We start from the raw sequence: 17,658 nt of genomic DNA, 5'->3' as shown, positions 1-17,658 counted from the left end.
GGTTTTTTTCGCCCATACAAAACGCCTGCCTTCCTTGTGTGAAGTCAATCACTATTCGCTTTTAACCATGTTTAAATCTAAGAAAGTAGACAATCGTCGAATTTTCATCTTAAAGTCCAGGGTCTGGTACTAGACAAAACTAGCGCCTGGTTATCAAATGGTTAACTCATTTTTCGCCGCATGTAAAAAATCGGTCAGATACGTAACTGGCCGGCGTACGCGCGGTGCTTTCAGCACAACGACATACCTTTCGGGAGAATTATGCAATCCTCTGTTAATCAAAAAGAAAGCCGAACGTTCTTCGGCCATCCTTATCCGCTCGGTTCGCTGTTCTTTACCGAGATGTGGGAGCGTTTCTCGTTTTACGGCATTCGTCCGTTACTGATCCTCTTTATGGCCGCCACTGTCTATGACGGCGGCATGGGGCTGGCGCGTGAAAACGCCTCGGCGATTGTCGGTATCTTCGCCGGTACCATGTACCTGGCCGCGCTGCCGGGTGGCTGGCTGGCCGATAACTGGCTCGGCCAGCAGCGAGCCGTATGGTACGGTTCGATTCTGATTGCGCTCGGCCACCTGTCGATTGCGCTCTCGGCGGTGATGGGGAACAACCTGTTCTTTATCGGCCTGATGTTTATTGTGCTGGGATCGGGCCTGTTCAAGACCTGTATCTCCGTGATGGTCGGCACCCTGTATAAAAAAGGCGATGCGCGTCGTGACGGCGGATTCTCGCTGTTCTATATGGGCATCAACATGGGCTCGTTCATTGCGCCGCTGATTTCCGGCTGGTTGATTAAAACCCACGGCTGGCACTGGGGCTTTGGTATTGGCGGCATCGGGATGCTGGTGGCGCTGATTATCTTCCGCGTGTTTGCTGTCCCGTCCATGAAGCGCTACGACAGCGAAGTGGGCCTCGATTCCACCTGGAACAGCCCGGTGGTCAAACGCAACGGCGTGGGCCCGTGGCTGCTGGCGCTGGCGGTTGGGGTGGCGGTTTTCGTCACGCTGATCGCCCAGGGGGTCATTGTGATTAACCCGGTCGCGGTGGCCAGTATGCTGGTCTATGTGATTGCGGCATCCGTTGCGCTCTACTTCATTTATCTGTTCATCTTCGCGGGTCTGACCCGTAAAGAGCGCGCCAGACTGCTGGTCTGCTTTATCCTGCTGGTTTCCGCTGCGTTCTTCTGGTCCGCGTTTGAACAGAAACCGACTTCCTTTAACCTGTTTGCCAACGACTACACCAATCGCATGATCGGTGATTTCGAAATTCCGGCAGTATGGTTCCAGTCGATCAACGCCCTGTTCATCATTCTGCTGGCACCGGTATTCAGCTGGGCGTGGCCGAAGCTTGCCACCATGAACATTCGCCCGAGCAGTATCACCAAGTTTGTTATTGGTATTCTCTGTGCGGCGGCGGGCTTTGGCCTGATGATGCTGGCGGCGCAGAATGTGCTGGGCAACGGCGGGGCAGGCGTTTCGCCGTTCTGGCTGGTAGGCAGTATTTTGATGCTGACGCTGGGTGAGTTATGTCTGAGCCCGATTGGTCTGGCTACCATGACCCTGTTGGCACCAGAAAGAATGCGCGGTCAGATGATGGGGCTGTGGTTCTGCGCAAGTGCGTTGGGTAACCTGGCTGCCGGTCTGATTGGCGGCCACGTGAAGGCAGACCAGCTGGATATGTTGCCGGATCTCTTCGCGCGTTGCTCCATCGCGCTGCTGATTTGTGCTGCGGTACTGATCGTTCTCATTGTGCCGGTTCGTCGCATGCTGGAAAATGCCCGGACGAAACCTGCCACTGAGGCGGTATAATCGATCCGCCGGGGCGACCGCTTCGCCCCGGCAACCTGCTTAAGGAGTTACTATGTCGATCGCCTGTCCAACCTGCCATGCCGAGCTGGAGCCGCAAAACGGCGTGGCTTACTGCGAACACTGTCACAAAGATATTGCGCTCGAAGCCCGCTGCCCGGAGTGCCATCAGCCACTCCAGGTATTAAAGGCCTGCGGTGCGGTGGACTATTTCTGCCAGAACGGCCACGGCCTGATCTCTAAAAAACGCGTGGAGTTCGTCCCTGTCGGGGCTTAATCACACACGCAGCCTTCGCCTTTCTTCCAGAGTTCAACCAGCGATTCGGGCGCTTCCTGCTCCGGTACCAGCACAATAATATCGGTATACTGCGCTTCGTTGTGCCGGGTCCAGAAGATCTGGATACGAAAATAACGCTGGTCACCGCTGCCTGGTGACGACGTCTGACCAGGCGGTTGCCCACGCGGAATGGCTTGCTCCAGAATACTTACCACGCGCTGACGCTGCGCCTCATTGAGAGATGAGAGCGTGATGGTACGCTGGCCGCTCAGCCTGGGAATAAAAGCGACGCCGCCTTCCCGGGCCAGCTCAACCACGGCGTCATCCGTCAGTTCCGGAACCTGCATTTACAGCACTCCCACCTGTTCCCAGGCTTGTCTTATCGCCGCCCCGACGTCGCTGCCCGAGCGCTTTTCGCCGTGGGCTATCGTCAGTTTTGCGAAGGCATCAAAATCCGCATCTTGTGGCAGATTGCGATCGCAAACTGTGTCGTACCAGGCATAACCCGCTTTTTCCCAGGCATAGCCGCCGATTGCCGTTGCGGCCAGATAAAACGCCCGGTTGGGAATGCCTGAGTTCAGGTGGACGCCGCCGTTATCTTCACGCGTTTTGATGAAATCCTTCATGTGCGCCGGTTGCGGATCTTTACCGAGCAGAGGATCATCATAGGCGGTGCCCGGCTCCGACATGGAGCGCAGCCCTTTGCCGTTAATCCCTTTCGCCAGCAGACCTTCGCCAATCAGCCAGTCGGCCTGGTCGGCGGTTTGCTTCAGGTGATACTGTTTAACCAGCGAGCCAAACACGTCCGACAGGGACTCATTCAGCGCACCCGATTGTTCAAAATAGATCAGCCCGGCTTCGGTCTCGGTAACGCCATGGCTGAGTTCGTGCGCCACAACGTCGATGGCAATGGTAAAACGGTTAAATATTTCCCCGTCGCCATCGCCAAAGACCATCTGCTGACCGTTCCAGAAGGCGTTCTGGTATTCCCGGCCATAATGCACGGTGCCGGTGAGGATCAGCCCTTTATTATCGAGCGAGTCACGCTGGTATTCATTCCAGAAGAAATCGTGGGTGATGCCTAAATAGTCATAGGCTTCATCGACGGCCACATCCCCATTGGACGGCTGGCCTTCATAGCGCACCTGCGTGCCTGGCAGCTCCTGGGTCTGTTTCGCATCGTAGATATCACGCTCCAGTTGTCCGGCTTTGCTCACGTGCGGCGCGGCAGGTTTGCCAGGCATGTGGGCCATCAGCGTCTGAACATGGGTTAAAGTCTGGCGGGCGCAGCGCTGCTGCGGCTCTGAACCGCTTTCGATAATACGACGAAGAATATAGGGGGGGATCACGCTGTGAAGATGGGACATGCTGCTCTCCTTATTAAAAAAGGGAATAGCAGCAGTATAGTTTCTAACCGGCGAAGAATTATCCGTTTTTTCGCTGACGCGTCTTTTTAACAGGGGTAATGGCTTTCACTTCGCTTTCCACCCAGCCGTCCGACAGACGGGTGGTCAGCACGTCTCCGGCTTTCACCTGTATGGTTTGCTTCAGCACTTTGCCGTCAGTGGCGGTGGTAACGCTATAGCCGCGTGCCAGGGTAGAAAGTGGGCTAACCGCTTCAAGATGGGTCACCGCATTGCCAAAGCGTTCGCGGGTGGTGCTAAGTCGTGCCCGGACAGTTTCTGCCAGACGATACTCCAGCTGCTGAATGCGCGTTTGTGCGCGGTAAATTTTCGGCTGCGGGTTTTGCTGATTCAGGCGCTGCGTCACGCGCTGCTGACGCGACATAGCGCGCTTGAGCTGATTATCCAGCGCGAAGTTCATCCGCTGGCGCAGACGCTCCAGCACGGTTTGCTGACGCGCAAGGCGAAGCTGTGGATGCTGCTGCTGCAGGCGGTGATGAAGCTGGGTAAAGCGGCGGGTACGGTTAGCGAGGAAGTAGTCCATCGCCATCTCCAGGCGCTGCTGGCCGTTCTGGATCTGACGCAGCAGCTCCAGCTGATTGCGGCTCACCACTTCTGCCGCAGCAGACGGCGTAGGCGCGCGTAAATCCGCAACGAAATCGGCTATCGTCACATCCGTTTCATGCCCGACCGCACTCACGATGGGAATAGCGCTCGCAAAAATCGCCCGTGCCACGCGCTCGTCGTTGAAGCTCCACAAATCTTCCAGCGAGCCGCCGCCACGCCCAACGATTAATACGTCGCACTCCTGACGCGCGTTCGCCAGCTCAATGGCACGCACAATCTGGCCTGGCGCATCGTCACCCTGAACAGCGGTCGGGTAGATGATAACGGGCAGGGAAGGATCGCGACGCTTGAGGACGTGCAAAATATCGTGCAGTGCGGCACCGGTTTTCGAAGTGATTACCCCAACGCAGTGGGCTGGTGAGGGCAGGGGCTTTTTATACTGCTGGTCGAACAACCCCTCTTGCGAAAGCGCAGCCTTAAGCTGTTCATACTTCTGCTGGAGTAAGCCTTCGCCCGCAGGTTGCATGCTCTCGACGATGATCTGGTAGTCGCCGCGCGGTTCATACAGCGTAATATTGGCGCGCACCAGCACCTGCTGGCCATGCTGAGGACGAAACGTCACGCGGCGGTTGCTGTTGCGGAACATGGCGCAGCGCACCTGGGCGGTGTCGTCTTTTAAAGTAAAGTACCAGTGGCCGGAAGCGGGCTGCGTGAAGTTAGAGATCTCACCGCTGATCCAGACCTGCCCCATTTCCTGCTCAAGCAGCAAACGCACCGTCTGATTCAGGCGGCTGACAGTATAAATTGAGGGGGATTGAGAGGATAACATGTGAGCGGGATCAAATTCTAAATCAGCAAGTTATTCAGTCGATAGTAACCTGCTGAGAGGGGAGTGCAAGGTTTTTTTATAAAAAAGTGTGGATGCAATCGGTTACGCTCTGTATAATGCCACGGCAATATTTAACCACCCAGGTCAGAGATATTGCCCATGCTACGTATCGCTAAAGAAGCACTGACGTTTGATGACGTCCTCCTCGTTCCCGCTCACTCCACCGTTCTGCCGAATACTGCCGATCTCAGCACGCAGTTGACGAAAACCATTCGCCTGAACATTCCTATGCTCTCTGCGGCAATGGACACCGTGACTGAAGCGCGCCTGGCTATTGCCCTGGCACAGGAAGGTGGCATTGGCTTTATTCACAAAAACATGTCTATCGAGCGTCAGGCGGAAGAAGTTCGCCGCGTGAAGAAGCATGAATCCGGCATCGTATCCGATCCACAGACCGTTCTGCCAACCACCACCCTGCACGAAGTGAAAGCCCTGACCGAACGTAACGGCTTTGCCGGTTACCCGGTGGTGACCGAAGAGAACGAGCTGGTGGGTATCATCACCGGCCGTGACGTGCGTTTCGTGACCGACCTGAACCAGCCGGTTAGCGTATATATGACACCAAAAGAGCGTCTGGTGACCGTGCGTGAAGGTGAAGCGCGTGATGTCGTCTTCGCAAAAATGCACGAAAAACGCGTTGAGAAAGCGCTGGTTGTGGATGCGAACTTCCACCTGCGCGGTATGATCACCGTTAAAGACTTCCAGAAAGCAGAACGTAAACCTAACGCCTGTAAAGACGAGCATGGCCGTCTGCGCGTTGGCGCTGCGGTTGGCGCAGGTGCCGGTAACGAAGAGCGTGTTGATGCGCTGGTTGCCGCAGGCGTTGACGTGCTGCTGATTGACTCCTCCCACGGCCACTCCGAAGGCGTTCTGCAGCGTATTCGCGACACCCGTGCGAAATATCCTGATCTGCAGATCATCGGCGGTAACGTGGCGACGGGCGCAGGTGCTCGCGCGCTGGCTGACGCAGGTTGCAGCGCGGTGAAAGTGGGTATCGGCCCTGGCTCCATCTGTACAACCCGTATCGTGACCGGTGTAGGTGTTCCACAGATCACTGCGGTTTCTGACGCGGTTGAAGCGCTGGAAGGCACCGGTATTCCGGTCATCGCAGACGGCGGTATCCGCTTCTCTGGCGACATCGCTAAAGCGATCGCCGCAGGTGCTTCCGCGGTGATGGTTGGCTCCATGCTGGCAGGGACTGAAGAATCCCCGGGTGAAATCGAACTCTACCAGGGCCGTTCTTACAAATCTTACCGTGGTATGGGCTCTCTGGGCGCGATGTCTAAAGGTTCTTCTGACCGTTACTTCCAGACCGATAACGCCGCTGACAAACTGGTGCCGGAAGGTATCGAAGGGCGCGTTGCCTACAAAGGCCGTCTGAAAGAGATCATTCACCAGCAGATGGGCGGCCTGCGCTCCTGTATGGGTCTGACCGGCTGTGGTACCATTGACCTGCTGCGTACTAAAGCGGAATTCGTACGCATCAGCGGTGCGGGTATCCAGGAGAGCCACGTTCACGACGTGACGATCACCAAAGAGTCCCCGAACTACCGTCTGGGCTCCTGATAAGTTTCCGCGCCCGGCTCATGCCGGGCGCTCTGTTTTTGTTTCACTTGCCTCGGAATTAGCGTCAATGACGGAAAACATTCATAAACATCGCATTCTCATCCTGGACTTTGGTTCTCAGTACACTCAGCTGGTGGCGCGTCGCGTGCGTGAACTGGGCGTTTACTGTGAACTGTGGGCGTGGGATGTCACGGAAGCACAGATTCGCGAATTCAATCCTAGCGGCATTATCCTGTCCGGCGGCCCGGAAAGCACCACCGAAGAGAACAGCCCGCGCGCACCGCAGTACGTGTTCGAAGCGGGTGTGCCGGTATTCGGCGTCTGCTACGGTATGCAGACCATGGCAATGCAGCTGGGCGGCCATGTAGAAGGCTCTAACGAGCGTGAGTTTGGCTACGCACAGGTTGAAGTGGTGAACGACAGCGCGCTGGTGCGCGGTATCGAAGACTCTCTGACCGCAGACGGCAAACCGCTGTTGGACGTGTGGATGAGCCACGGCGATAAAGTGACCGCTATCCCGTCCGACTTCGTGACCGTTGCCAGCACCGAAAGCTGCCCGTTCGCGATTATGGCGAACGAAGAGAAACGCTTCTACGGCGTGCAGTTCCACCCGGAAGTGACCCACACCCGTCAGGGTATGCGCATGCTGGAGCGCTTCGTGCGCGATATCTGCCAGTGTGAAGCCCTGTGGACCCCGGCTAAAATCATCGACGACGCCGTTGAGCGTATCCGTCAGCAGGTTGGCGATGACAAAGTTATTCTCGGCCTGTCCGGTGGCGTTGACTCCTCCGTAACCGCGATGCTGCTGCACCGCGCTATCGGTAAAAACCTGACCTGCGTATTCGTGGACAACGGTCTGCTGCGTCTGAATGAAGCCCAGCAGGTCATGGACATGTTTGGTGACCACTTCGGTCTGAACATCGTTCACGTGGAAGGCGAACAGCGCTTCCTGGACGCGCTGGCCGGTGTCAACGATCCGGAAGCCAAACGTAAGATCATCGGCCGCGTCTTCGTGGAAGTGTTCGACGAAGAAGCGCTGAAGCTGGAAGACGTGAAGTGGCTGGCACAGGGCACAATCTACCCTGACGTGATCGAGTCTGCGGCATCCGCAACCGGTAAAGCACACGTCATCAAATCTCACCACAACGTTGGCGGCCTGCCGAAAGAGATGAAGATGGGTCTGGTTGAACCGCTGCGTGAGCTGTTCAAAGACGAAGTGCGTAAGATCGGTCTGGAACTGGGTCTGCCGTACGATATGCTCTACCGTCACCCGTTCCCGGGTCCGGGTCTGGGCGTGCGTGTGCTGGGCGAAGTGAAGAAAGAGTACTGCGACCTGCTGCGTCGCGCGGATGCTATCTTCATCGAAGAGCTGCACAAAGCTGACCTGTATAACAAAGTGAGCCAGGCGTTCACCGTGTTCCTGCCAGTTCGCTCCGTCGGCGTTATGGGCGATGGCCGTAAGTACGACTGGGTTGTTTCCCTGCGTGCGGTGGAAACCATCGACTTCATGACCGCGCACTGGGCGCACCTGCCGTATGACTTCTTAGGCCGCGTGTCTAACCGCATCATCAACGAAGTGAACGGTATTTCCCGCGTGGTGTATGACATCAGCGGTAAGCCGCCGGCTACGATTGAGTGGGAATAATCCCCCTCTGAGTTAACACCAAAACCCTCTGCCTGCGCAGGGGGTTTTTTATTTCCTTACTTCCCTTCACCCAACCTATACGCCAGCGCCACCACCAGCGACTGCACCAGGCACAGCGTTGCCGATTGAGATCGAAACGCATCCACCTGCGCCTCTTTCACCACAAAGCAGAGATCGCTAAACGTCGCCAGCGGGCTAATCTGGCTGTCCGTAATCACAATCTGCCGCGCGCCGACGCTGGCGGCGGTTTCGCTGACCATCACCGTCTCTTCCGCGTATGGGGAGAAGCTGATCGACACCACAATGTCGCGCGCCTTAATGCGGCTGATCTGCTCGCGCAGCATGCCGCCCATGCCGTCGAGCAGAATCGGGCGGCACTCCAGGTGGCTTAAAGCATAGGTGAGATAAGCAGCGACGCTAAAGGAGCGGCGCAGTCCGGCGATGTAGATGGTGTCCGCGTCGGCCAGAAGCTGTACGGCGCGCTCCAGCATCTCCGGTTCGGCGCGGGCGGCCAGCTGCTGCAGCGCCTGCGCGTTCGAGCGGGCAAACTCCTGCAGGATATCGAGCGGCGTTTCCGGCACGGCTTCGCTCTCCATTTCGCGGAACAGCCGCGCGCGATCGCTGTAGCTGGCGGTCTCCTCCACCAGGTTCATACGAAACAGCTGTTTCATCTCGTTGAAGCCGGTGAAGTCAAAGGCATTGGCAAAACGGATCAGCGTCGAGGGCGGCACATCGGCACGCTCGGCAATGACCGCAACCGTATCAAACGCCACACTGTTCGTATTATCCAGCACATAGCGGGAGACCTGCTGCAGCCTCTTGCTCAGGCTATCGTAGCGATCGCGGATTTGCTGCTGCAGTTCGTTCAGGCTGGTTGCTGTCGTCATGTTATCCCCCAAATACAGTCTTATGATTCTAAACGCAAAACCGCGTCTTTTAAATGTTGGCCATCCATCTGGCAGCAAAAATGAAACAGAAACTTCACACATTTCATCGCCTGAAAATCCTTAATAGCGCACGCTGCGTCAGTGTTGTTGGCTGTTAACATAAAAATCCATCCTTGATCACAATAATCATCATTTATTTTATTTCAACTTAAAATGGAATATTTGTTTCATATATAGTGTTCAGTACACAGTGTTCAGGTAACAGTCACGTATCAACAGCGAGAGGTTAAGGATGGAGACGGTAGCGAATTTTATTCACGGCGAATGTGTCACCGGTTCAGGCCAGCGCGTTCAGGCGATCTTCAACCCGGCCACCGGCGAGCAGATCCGTCAGGTGGTGATGAGTACGGCACAGGAAACGGAGCAGGCGATTGCCGCCGCGCAGCAGGCGTTTCCGGCGTGGGCGCGTCATTCTCCGCTTAAGCGCGCGCGTGTGATGTTCCGCTTCAAAGCGCTGCTGGAAGAGAATATGGAACGTCTGGCCCGTCTTATCAGCGAAGAGCACGGCAAGGTCTTCTCCGACGCGGTAGGCGAGCTGACCCGTGGCCTGGAAGTGGTGGAGTTCGCCTGTGGCATTCCGCATCTGCAAAAGGGTGAACACTCTGCCAACGTGGGCACCGGTGTGGACAGCCACTCGCTGATGCAGCCGCTCGGCGTCTGCGCCGGGATCACGCCGTTTAACTTCCCGGCGATGGTTCCGATGTGGATGTTCCCGATTGCGCTGGCGACCGGCAATACCTTCGTGCTGAAACCATCAGAAAAAGATCCCTCTCTGGCGCTCGCGCTGGCAAAACTGCTGAAAGAGGCCGGCCTGCCGGACGGCGTGTTTAACGTGGTGCAGGGGGATAAAGAATCCGTTGATGTGCTATTGACCGACCCGCGCGTGCAGGCCGTGAGCTTTGTTGGCTCTACGCCGATTGCGGAATACATCTACCAGACAGCGTCCGCCCACGGCAAACGCTGTCAGGCGCTGGGTGGGGCGAAAAACCACTGCATTTTAATGCCGGATGCCGACATGGAGATGGCAACCAACGCCATTATGGGCGCGGCCTACGGCGCGGCGGGGGAACGCTGTATGGCGCTTTCAGTTGTACTGGCGGTGGGCGATAAAACCGCCGATGACCTCTGCGCCCGTCTGGAAAAACAGATTGCCGCGCTGCGCGTTGGGCCAGGGCTGGACCAGACGCCAGAAAACGAAATGGGGCCGCTTATCTCCTCCGCGCACCGCAGCAAGGTGCTGGGCTACATCGACAGCGGGGAAGCGCAGGGGGCGAATCTGCGCGTGGACGGCCGCAGCTTTAGCGTGCAGGGTCACGAGAAGGGCTATTTTGTCGGGCCGACGCTGTTCGATAACGTCACCCCGGAGATGACGATCTATAAGGAAGAAATTTTCGGCCCGGTGCTTTCTGTGGTACGCGTAGCAGATTACGCCAGCGCGGTGGATCTGATTAACCGCCATGAATATGGTAATGGTTCAGCCATTTTCACCCGCGACGGCGGCTGCGCGCGCCGCTTCTGCGAAGAGGTGCAGGCGGGCATGGTAGGGGTTAACGTGCCGATCCCGGTGCCGATGGCGTTCCACAGTTTCGGCGGCTGGAAGCGCTCGATTTTTGGCGCACTCAACGTGCACGGTAACGACGGCGTGCGTTTCTACACCCGAATGAAAACCGTCACCGCACGCTGGCCGGAAATGCAGCAGGAGACAGGCGCTGCGTTCTCCATGCCGACGCTGGGCTGACAGGAGGTTTTATGCAAACCGAACGTATGACCATGGCCCAGGCGCTGGTCCGGTTCCTTAATCAACAGTACGTCAGCATTGATGGCATTGAAACACCCTTCGTGGAGGGCGTGGCGACCATTTTTGGTCATGGCAACGTGCTGGGCATCGGCCAGGCGCTGGAACAGGATCCGGGCCATCTGCAGGTAATGCAGGGCTGTAATGAGCAGGGCATCGCCCACATGGCGACGGGATTCGCCAAACAGCATCGCCGTCAGCGCATTTTCGCCGTGACTTCTTCCGTCGGGCCGGGAGCCGCCAATATGATCACCGCGGCGGCAACCGCCACGGCGAACCGTATTCCGCTGCTGCTGCTGCCGGGGGATATCTACGCCAGCCGCCAGCCGGACCCGGTGTTGCAGCAGATCGAGCAGTATCACGATCTCAGCATCAGCACCAACGACTGCTTCCGCCCGGTCTCCCGCTACTGGGACCGCATCAATCGCCCGGAGCAGTTAATGAGCGCCATGTTAAACGCGATGCGAACGCTCACTGACCCCGCAGATACCGGTGCGGTAACCCTTTGCCTGCCGCAGGACGTGCAGGGCGAAGCCTGGGATTACCCGCTGAGCTTCTTCGCGCGTCGCGTGCATCACATCGAGCGTCGACCGCCAGATCCGCAGCGTCTGGCGCAGGCGCAGGCGTTGATTGCGCGCAAACGCCGTCCGCTGGTGGTGTGCGGCGGCGGCGTACGCTACTCCGGCGCGCATGAGGCGTTGCGCGAATTTGTCGAGACGCTGCATCTGCCGTTTGCCGAAACCCAGGCCGGAAAAGGGGCGCTGGTAAGTGACCACCCACTTAATATGGGCGGGGTGGGCGTGACGGGCGGAATGGCCGCCAACCAGCTTGCGCCGCAGGCCGACTTAGTGATTGGCGTGGGGACACGTCTTACCGATTTTACCACCGGCTCCAAGGCGCTCTTTTCCCACCCGGACGTCGAGTTTCTGCTGCTCAACGTGGCCGAGTTTGACGCCCTGAAGCTTGACGCCACCGCGCTGATTGCCGATGCCCGGACCGGACTGCAGGCCTTAACCCACTCGCTCAGGGAGTATCGCAGCGGCTGGGGAGAGGAGATTGCGCAGGCGAAAGCCGCCTGGCATGACGAGTGCCGCCGTCTCTGGGATCGCCAGTGGCGCCCGGACGAGGCACCGGAAGTGGCGGGCCATCTTGATGCCCAGCTGACGGAATATGGCGAGACGCTCAACACCTGCCTGACCCAGACGCGGGTACTGGGGCTGATTAATCAGCATGTTGAAGATAACGCCATCGTGGTTGGCGCAGCCGGTTCGCTGCCGGGAGATTTACAGCGCCTCTGGCAGGTCAAAATGCCTGATACCTATCATCTGGAGTACGGTTACTCCTGCATGGGTTACGAGATTGCGGCGGCGCTTGGCGCGAAGCTTGCCCGACCCGGGCAACCGGTTTACGCCATGGTGGGGGATGGCTCTTACATGATGTTGCACTCCGAGTTGCAAACCGCGGTGCAGGAGGGCATTAAAATCACCGTTCTGCTGTTTGATAACGCCAGCTTTGGCTGCATTAATAACCTGCAGATGGGACATGGAATGGGAAGCTTTGGCACGGAAAATCGCCACCGTAACCCGCAGACCGGGCAGCTTGACGGGCCGCTGGTGAAGGTCGATTTCGCGCAAAACGCGGAAAGCTACGGCTGTCGCGCGTGGCGGGTACATGATGAGCAAAGCCTGCTGGCGGCGCTGGAGGCGTCCCGCGCCCATCCAGGCCCGACGCTGCTGGACATCAAAGTGCTGCCGAAGACCATGACCCACGATTACGCCTCCTGGTGGCGAACCGGCGATGCGCAGGTAGCAGCGTCTACTGCCGTGCGCGAAGCCGCGGCGCAGACGCAGGCGCAGGTGAAAAAAGCTCGTCAGTATTAAGATTTCCCGCCTTAACGAAATTTTCATTTCATTTTTCTTTTTCCCCTCACCCTAACCCTCTCCCACTGGGAGAGGGGATAGTTCGATGCGGTTTTCCCTCCCTCTCCCTGAGGGAGAGGGCCGGGGTGAGGGGAAGATGTCCTCCCTCCCATGTTGTGAGATTGATAACAAAATTTATCTCATTCATCTCAAAAGTGTTAACCCACACTCAAAAACATAATTTTCACTATTTATAAAAATGAAATAAATGTTTTATTTAAAGGGTCGTTAGTTCACAGCATTCACCAACACCGGGAGCCGTTATGTTTAACATTGCTTTACTGGGCGCTGGCCGAATTGGCCAGGTACATGCAGCTAACATCGCCAGCCACAGCGCGACCACACTCTGGTCCGTGGTTGACCCGAATCAGGAATTTGCCACCCGTCTCGCCACGCAGTATCAGGCCCGCCAGCAGAGCCTGATTGAGGCGATGACCGACCCTGACGTTCATGCCGTGCTGATCGCCTCGGCGACCGATACCCATGCGGACCTGATTGAAATGGCCGCCCGTCATGGCAAAGCCATCTTCTGTGAAAAACCGGTACACCTCGACCTCGCCCGCGTGCGTGACTGCCTGAAAGTAGTCAAAGAGTACGACGTGCTGCTGTTCATCGGCTTTAACCGTCGCTTTGACCCGCAGTTCCGCCGTGTGAAAACCGACGCCCAGGCCGGGCGTATCGGCAAACCGGAATCGCTGCTGATCATCTCCCGCGATCCGTCTCCACCACCGGCGGAGTATGTCCGCGTCTCTGGCGGCATGTTCCGCGATATGACCATTCACGACTTTGATATGGCGCGCTTCATCATGGGTGAAGAGCCGGTGTCAGTGTATGCCCAGGGCAGTAACCTGGTGGATCCGGCGATTGGCGAGGCGGGGGACATCGACACCGCATTTATCGTTCTGAAATATGCCTCCGGCGCAATGGCGACCATCGTCAACAGCCGCCGCTCCTCTTACGGCTACGACCAGCGCCTGGAGCTACACGGTTCTGAAGGGCTGCTCTGCGCGGGCAATATTCTTGAAAATCAGGTGCAGCACTACGGCAAACAGGGCTGCACCAGCGCGCTGCCGGAACACTTCTTCCTGCAGCGCTACAAATCCGCTTACGCCGCGGAATGGGAACACTTTGTTGCGGTATTGCGCGGCGAAGCGGTGCCTGACTGCAGCGGCGATGATGGTGAACGTGCGCTGTACCTCGCGGATAAAGCGCTGGAGTCGCTGCGTAGCCAGCGCGAGATCGTCCTCTAAACACAACCACCCTACACAGAGAGACATAATAATGAAAAAGCTGATCTTAGCCGCCCTCATCGCCATGACGTCCGGGGCCGCCCTCGCCGAAAACGAGCAAATTGTTTTCAGTACGCCAAACCTGGCGATGCCGTTTGAAGTTCACATGCAGCGCACGGCGGTGAAAGCCGCAAAAGAGATGGGCGTCAAGTTGCAGGTGCTGGACGGGCAGGGCAGTTCACCAAAACAGGTGGCTGACCTGGAAAACGCCATCACCCGCGGAGCGCAGGGGTTCATCGTCTCCCCGAACGACGTGAACGCGGTCTCCAGCGCGGTGGATGAAATTCAGGATGCGAAGCTGCCGGTGGTCACCCTTGACCGCTCCGTCGACAGTCAGAAGAAAGTGCCGCACTTTGGTGCCAATAACTACAAAGGCGGCCAGGCGATTGGCGACTTCGTGAAAAGCAAATTCCCCGACGGGGCAGAGATCATTCTGCTCACCGGTCAGCCGGGCTCCTCTTCCAACATCGAACGCACCAAAGGGATCCGCGACAGCCTGAAAGCGGGTGGCGATAAATACAAGATCGTCGCCGATCAGACCGGCAACTGGATGCGTTCTGAAGGGATGCGCATTGTAGAAAGCGTTCTGCCGTCACTGCCGAAACGCCCGCAGGTGATCCTCTCTGCCAACGATGATATGGCGCTGGGGGCGATTGAAGCCCTGCAGAGCCAGGGCGTGAAGCCCGGTGAAATCCTGGTAACCGGCTTTGATGCGGTTCCTGAAGCGCTGGCTCGCGTGCGTGACGGCTGGCTGGCGGTGACTGCGGATCAGCGCCCGGGCTTTGCGGTGCAAACGGCAATGAGCCAACTGGTGGCCAACGTGCGTGAGAAGAAAGCCATCACCGGCGCGGACTACCCGCCAACGCTTATCACCAAAGAGAACCTGCAGCAGGCTGAGCGTATCGGTGAGGCCGGTAACTAATATGTCCCGAGCCGCCTTTGGCGGCTCATCATGAGGAGGAGCAGACTGATGTCGCAACCCTTACTGAAAGTGACCGAGCTGGCGAAAAGCTTTTCCGGCGTCTGGGCGCTGAGCAATGCCCAGTTGACCGTCGGGCCAGGAGAAATCCACGCCCTGCTGGGGGAAAACGGGGCGGGAAAATCCACGCTGCTGAAGGCGCTTGCGGGCGCGCAGCCGCAAACGCGCGGGGAGATCTGGTTCAACGGCGAAACGCTGCCGGTAGATGACTCCCCGGTGGAACGACAGAACAAGGGCATTATAACCATCTATCAGGAATTTAACCTGCTGCCCAACATGACCGTCGCGGAAAACATGTTCCTTGGGCGCGAGCCGCGCAAGCGGAACCTGATCGTCGATGAAAAAGCGGTAAACCAGGAGGCGCAGGTCATTCTCGATTACCTGCAGCTGAACGTCGCGCCGACCACACCCGTTGCCCGCCTGAGCGTGGCCCAGCAGCAGATGGTCGAGATCGCGAGAGCGCTGACCCTCAACGCCAGGCTGATCATCATGGATGAACCTTCCGCCGCGCTGAGCGACAGCGAAGTAGAAAGCCTGCACCGTGTGGTGCGGGAGCTTAAAAACCGCGGGGTGAGCATTATTTATGTGACGCACCGCCTGCATGAAGTTTTCCAGCTTTGCGACCGTTTCACCGTTTTCCAGGATGGCCGTTTCACCGGCACCGGCGCGGTGGCAGAAACGAACGTAGAGCAGCTGATCCGCCTGATGGTCGGGCGCGACGTGGCGTTTAACCGCCGTCCCGCCAGCGAAACCCACCATGAGGATAAACCCATCCGTCTGGCCGTGAAGGGGCTGAGCCGCGAAAAGCCGCCGCTGGATCCGCACGGTATTGCCCTGCATGACATCAGCTTTCATGTCCACGCGGGTGAGGTGCTGGGTATCGCCGGACTGGTGGGGGCCGGACGCACCGAAGTGGCCCGCTGCCTGTTTGGCGCAGACGCGTTTACCTCTGGCAGCTTTGAGCTGGACGGCGTGCCGTACCAGCCGCGCGACCCGCTGTATGCCCTCGATCAGGGCGTGGCGCTGGTGCCGGAAGATCGCAAAAAAGAGGGGGCGGTGCTGGGGCTGTCGATTCGCGACAACCTGTCGCTCTCCTGCCTTTCGTCACTGCTGCACTGGCGCTGGTTCGTCAATACCCGCAAAGAGGACGATCTGATTGAGTCCTACCGCCAGGCGCTGCAGATCAAGATGGTCAACAGTGCGCAGGAGGTGCGCAAGCTCTCCGGCGGTAACCAGCAAAAAGTGATCCTCGCGCGCTGCATGGCGCTCAACCCGCGGGTGCTGATCGTCGATGAGCCAACGCGTGGCATCGACGTGGGGACCAAATCAGAAGTGCACCAGGTGCTGTTTGACATGGCGAAAAAGGGCGTGGCGGTGATTGTGATCTCCTCCGATCTGCCTGAAGTGATGGCGGTGTCTGACCGGATCATCACCCTGAGCGAAGGCCGGGTCACCGGCGAGATCCACGGCGATGATGCCAACGAAGAGCGGCTGATGACGATGATGGCCATCAACCACAACGCCCTGAACGCGGCATAACGGAGTTTCTCATGACGCAGATGATTTCTAAAACGAAGGCCCCGGTCAAACGCGCCGGACGCATCGATCCCATCGCCTTCTTCGAGCGCTTTGGGGTGCTGATTTTCATGATTCTGCTGCTGATCTTCTTCCAGTCGCAGAACAGCAATTTTTTCTCGGAACGCAACATTTTCAACATCCTGACCGAAGTCTCCATCTACGGGATCATGGCCGTGGGGATGACCTTCGTCATCCTGACCGCCGGGATCGACCTCTCCGTCGGATCCATTCTGGCGGTGTGCGCCATGACCGCGGCGTACGTGATTAAAGGCGACAACTTTACCACCGTCGACCCGAACGCCTGGGGCGGCATGAGCTGGCTGATAGGGCTGGGGATTTGTCTGGCGATGGGCACGGCGATTGGTTTTCTGCACGGTCTGGGCGTCACCCGCCTGCGTCTGCCGCCGTTCATCGTCACCCTCGGGGGGATGACCATCTGGCGCGGCCTGACCCTGGTGATTAACGACGGCGCGCCAATCGCCGGTTTCGATCAGGGCTACCGCTGGTGGGGACGGGGCGAGCTGCTCGGTATCTCCATTCCGATCTGGATCTTCGCCATCGTCGCCGTTGGCGGTTATCTGGCGCTGCACAAAACCCGCTGGGGGCGCTTCGTTTACGCCATCGGTGGCAACCCGGAGGCGGCGCGTCTGGCGGGTGTGAACGTGAAGCGCGTACTGGTCAGCGTCTATGTGCTGATTGGCTGTCTGGCGGGGCTGGCGGGCTTTATTCTCAGCGCGCGTCTGGGGAGCGCCGAGGCGGTGGCCGGGATCTCCTTTGAGTTGCGCGTCATTGCCTCGGTGGTGATTGGCGGCACCTCGCTGATGGGCGGCTACGGACGCATCGGCGGCACCATTATCGGCTCCATCATTATGGGCATTCTGATTAACGGCCTGGTGCTGATGAACGTCTCGGCTTACTACCAGCAGATTATCACCGGGTTAATTATCGTTCTGGCGGTGGCGTTCGACACCTACGCCAAGAGCCGTCGCGGCGCACTGTGA

The 17,658-nt window shown here is 58.0% G+C and carries 14 protein-coding genes; 10 read left to right on the top strand and 4 right to left on the bottom strand.

Annotated elements, in window-relative coordinates; genetic code table 11:
• Nucleotides 1–261 precede the first annotated feature (261 nt).
• On the top strand, nt 262–1,806 hold the full coding sequence (locus VF709_RS04870) for a peptide MFS transporter (protein ID WP_440230988.1): 1,545 nt from the start codon (nt 262–264) through the stop codon (nt 1,804–1,806).
• A gap of 52 nt (nt 1,807–1,858) precedes the next feature.
• On the top strand, nt 1,859–2,080 hold the full coding sequence (locus tag VF709_RS04865; protein ID WP_020690017.1) for a zinc ribbon domain-containing protein: 222 nt from the start codon (nt 1,859–1,861) through the stop codon (nt 2,078–2,080).
• On the opposite strand, the gene VF709_RS04860 is transcribed toward VF709_RS04865, so the two are convergent.
• The 3 genes from VF709_RS04860 to xseA are packed head-to-tail and all read right to left on the bottom strand — an operon-like array spanning nt 2,077 to nt 4,879.
• Nucleotides 2,077–2,427 carry a protealysin inhibitor emfourin gene (locus VF709_RS04860; RefSeq protein WP_149896179.1) on the bottom strand — a complete coding sequence of 117 codons (351 nt, stop codon included), beginning with the start codon at nt 2,425–2,427 and terminating at the stop codon, nt 2,077–2,079. The two genes, VF709_RS04865 and VF709_RS04860, sit on opposite strands and share 4 nt — an antisense overlap.
• On the bottom strand, nt 2,428–3,447 hold the full coding sequence (locus VF709_RS04855) for a M4 family metallopeptidase (RefSeq protein ID WP_149896180.1): 1,020 nt from the start codon (nt 3,445–3,447) through the stop codon (nt 2,428–2,430). It abuts the gene before it with no gap.
• A gap of 58 nt (nt 3,448–3,505) precedes the next feature.
• Complete coding sequence (gene xseA / locus VF709_RS04850) at nt 3,506–4,879, bottom strand: exodeoxyribonuclease VII large subunit (RefSeq protein WP_063252685.1); 1,374 nt, start codon at nt 4,877–4,879, stop codon at nt 3,506–3,508.
• 159 nt (nt 4,880–5,038) lie between these two features.
• On the opposite strand from xseA, the gene guaB reads away from it, so the two are divergent.
• Together guaB and guaA are read left to right on the top strand one after the other, a co-directional pair.
• Complete coding sequence (guaB, locus tag VF709_RS04845; protein ID WP_013098265.1) at nt 5,039–6,505, top strand: IMP dehydrogenase; 1,467 nt, start codon at nt 5,039–5,041, stop codon at nt 6,503–6,505.
• Between the two features lie 67 nt (nt 6,506–6,572).
• On the top strand, nt 6,573–8,150 hold the full coding sequence (gene guaA / locus VF709_RS04840; RefSeq protein WP_013098264.1) for a glutamine-hydrolyzing GMP synthase: 1,578 nt from the start codon (nt 6,573–6,575) through the stop codon (nt 8,148–8,150).
• A 56-nt stretch (nt 8,151–8,206) separates the two neighbouring features.
• On the opposite strand, the gene VF709_RS04835 is transcribed toward guaA, so the two are convergent.
• On the bottom strand, nt 8,207–9,037 hold the full coding sequence (locus tag VF709_RS04835; RefSeq protein WP_008502123.1) for a MurR/RpiR family transcriptional regulator: 831 nt from the start codon (nt 9,035–9,037) through the stop codon (nt 8,207–8,209).
• 292 nt (nt 9,038–9,329) lie between these two features.
• Between VF709_RS04835 and VF709_RS04830 the strand changes: the two genes are divergently transcribed.
• The 6 genes from VF709_RS04830 (at nt 9,330) to VF709_RS04805 (ending at nt 17,658) form a co-directional block, all read left to right on the top strand.
• On the top strand, nt 9,330–10,835 hold the full coding sequence (locus tag VF709_RS04830; protein ID WP_045293461.1) for a CoA-acylating methylmalonate-semialdehyde dehydrogenase: 1,506 nt from the start codon (nt 9,330–9,332) through the stop codon (nt 10,833–10,835).
• An 11-nt stretch (nt 10,836–10,846) separates the two neighbouring features.
• Complete coding sequence (iolD, locus tag VF709_RS04825) at nt 10,847–12,772, top strand: 3D-(3,5/4)-trihydroxycyclohexane-1,2-dione acylhydrolase (decyclizing) (RefSeq protein ID WP_045901237.1); 1,926 nt, start codon at nt 10,847–10,849, stop codon at nt 12,770–12,772.
• Nucleotides 12,773–13,074: 302 nt separating this feature from the next.
• Nucleotides 13,075–14,061, top strand: coding sequence for an inositol 2-dehydrogenase (gene iolG, locus VF709_RS04820; RefSeq protein ID WP_149896181.1), 987 nt, complete (start codon nt 13,075–13,077; stop codon nt 14,059–14,061).
• 31 nt (nt 14,062–14,092) lie between these two features.
• Complete coding sequence (locus VF709_RS04815; protein WP_013098256.1) at nt 14,093–15,022, top strand: sugar ABC transporter substrate-binding protein; 930 nt, start codon at nt 14,093–14,095, stop codon at nt 15,020–15,022.
• Nucleotides 15,023–15,070: 48 nt separating this feature from the next.
• Nucleotides 15,071–16,618, top strand: a complete 1,548-nt coding sequence (locus VF709_RS04810) for a sugar ABC transporter ATP-binding protein (protein WP_029882255.1) — start codon at nt 15,071–15,073, stop codon at nt 16,616–16,618.
• A gap of 11 nt (nt 16,619–16,629) precedes the next feature.
• The gene (locus VF709_RS04805) at nt 16,630–17,658 is read left to right on the top strand and encodes an ABC transporter permease (protein WP_440230983.1); all 1,029 of its coding nucleotides are present in this window, start codon (nt 16,630–16,632) and stop codon (nt 17,656–17,658) included.

Origin of the sequence: Enterobacter sp. Lyrl_3 (genome assembly GCF_051948675.1) — a bacterium.
Lineage (GTDB): Bacteria > Pseudomonadota > Gammaproteobacteria > Enterobacterales > Enterobacteriaceae > Enterobacter > Enterobacter cloacae.
The sequence above is the reverse complement of the archived record's forward strand: the minus strand, read 5'-3'. Positions and strand labels throughout refer to the sequence as shown.

What these genes read in the sequence shown, in the direction of transcription:
- VF709_RS04860 (WP_149896179.1), bottom strand. Translation starts at nt 2,427, where the DNA reads ATGCAGGTTCCGGAACTGACGGATGACGCCGTGGTTGAGCTGGCCCGG.
- xseA (WP_063252685.1), bottom strand. Translation starts at nt 4,879, where the DNA reads ATGTTATCCTCTCAATCCCCCTCAATTTATACTGTCAGCCGCCTGAAT.
- VF709_RS04830 (WP_045293461.1), top strand. Translation starts at nt 9,330, where the DNA reads ATGGAGACGGTAGCGAATTTTATTCACGGCGAATGTGTCACCGGTTCA.
- iolG (WP_149896181.1), top strand. Translation starts at nt 13,075, where the DNA reads ATGTTTAACATTGCTTTACTGGGCGCTGGCCGAATTGGCCAGGTACAT.
- VF709_RS04835 (WP_008502123.1), bottom strand. Translation starts at nt 9,037, where the DNA reads ATGACGACAGCAACCAGCCTGAACGAACTGCAGCAGCAAATCCGCGAT.
- VF709_RS04870 (WP_440230988.1), top strand. Translation starts at nt 262, where the DNA reads ATGCAATCCTCTGTTAATCAAAAAGAAAGCCGAACGTTCTTCGGCCAT.
- guaA (WP_013098264.1), top strand. Translation starts at nt 6,573, where the DNA reads ATGACGGAAAACATTCATAAACATCGCATTCTCATCCTGGACTTTGGT.
- iolD (WP_045901237.1), top strand. Translation starts at nt 10,847, where the DNA reads ATGCAAACCGAACGTATGACCATGGCCCAGGCGCTGGTCCGGTTCCTT.
- guaB (WP_013098265.1), top strand. Translation starts at nt 5,039, where the DNA reads ATGCTACGTATCGCTAAAGAAGCACTGACGTTTGATGACGTCCTCCTC.
- VF709_RS04815 (WP_013098256.1), top strand. Translation starts at nt 14,093, where the DNA reads ATGAAAAAGCTGATCTTAGCCGCCCTCATCGCCATGACGTCCGGGGCC.
- VF709_RS04805 (WP_440230983.1), top strand. Translation starts at nt 16,630, where the DNA reads ATGACGCAGATGATTTCTAAAACGAAGGCCCCGGTCAAACGCGCCGGA.
- VF709_RS04855 (WP_149896180.1), bottom strand. Translation starts at nt 3,447, where the DNA reads ATGTCCCATCTTCACAGCGTGATCCCCCCCTATATTCTTCGTCGTATT.
- VF709_RS04810 (WP_029882255.1), top strand. Translation starts at nt 15,071, where the DNA reads ATGTCGCAACCCTTACTGAAAGTGACCGAGCTGGCGAAAAGCTTTTCC.
- VF709_RS04865 (WP_020690017.1), top strand. Translation starts at nt 1,859, where the DNA reads ATGTCGATCGCCTGTCCAACCTGCCATGCCGAGCTGGAGCCGCAAAAC.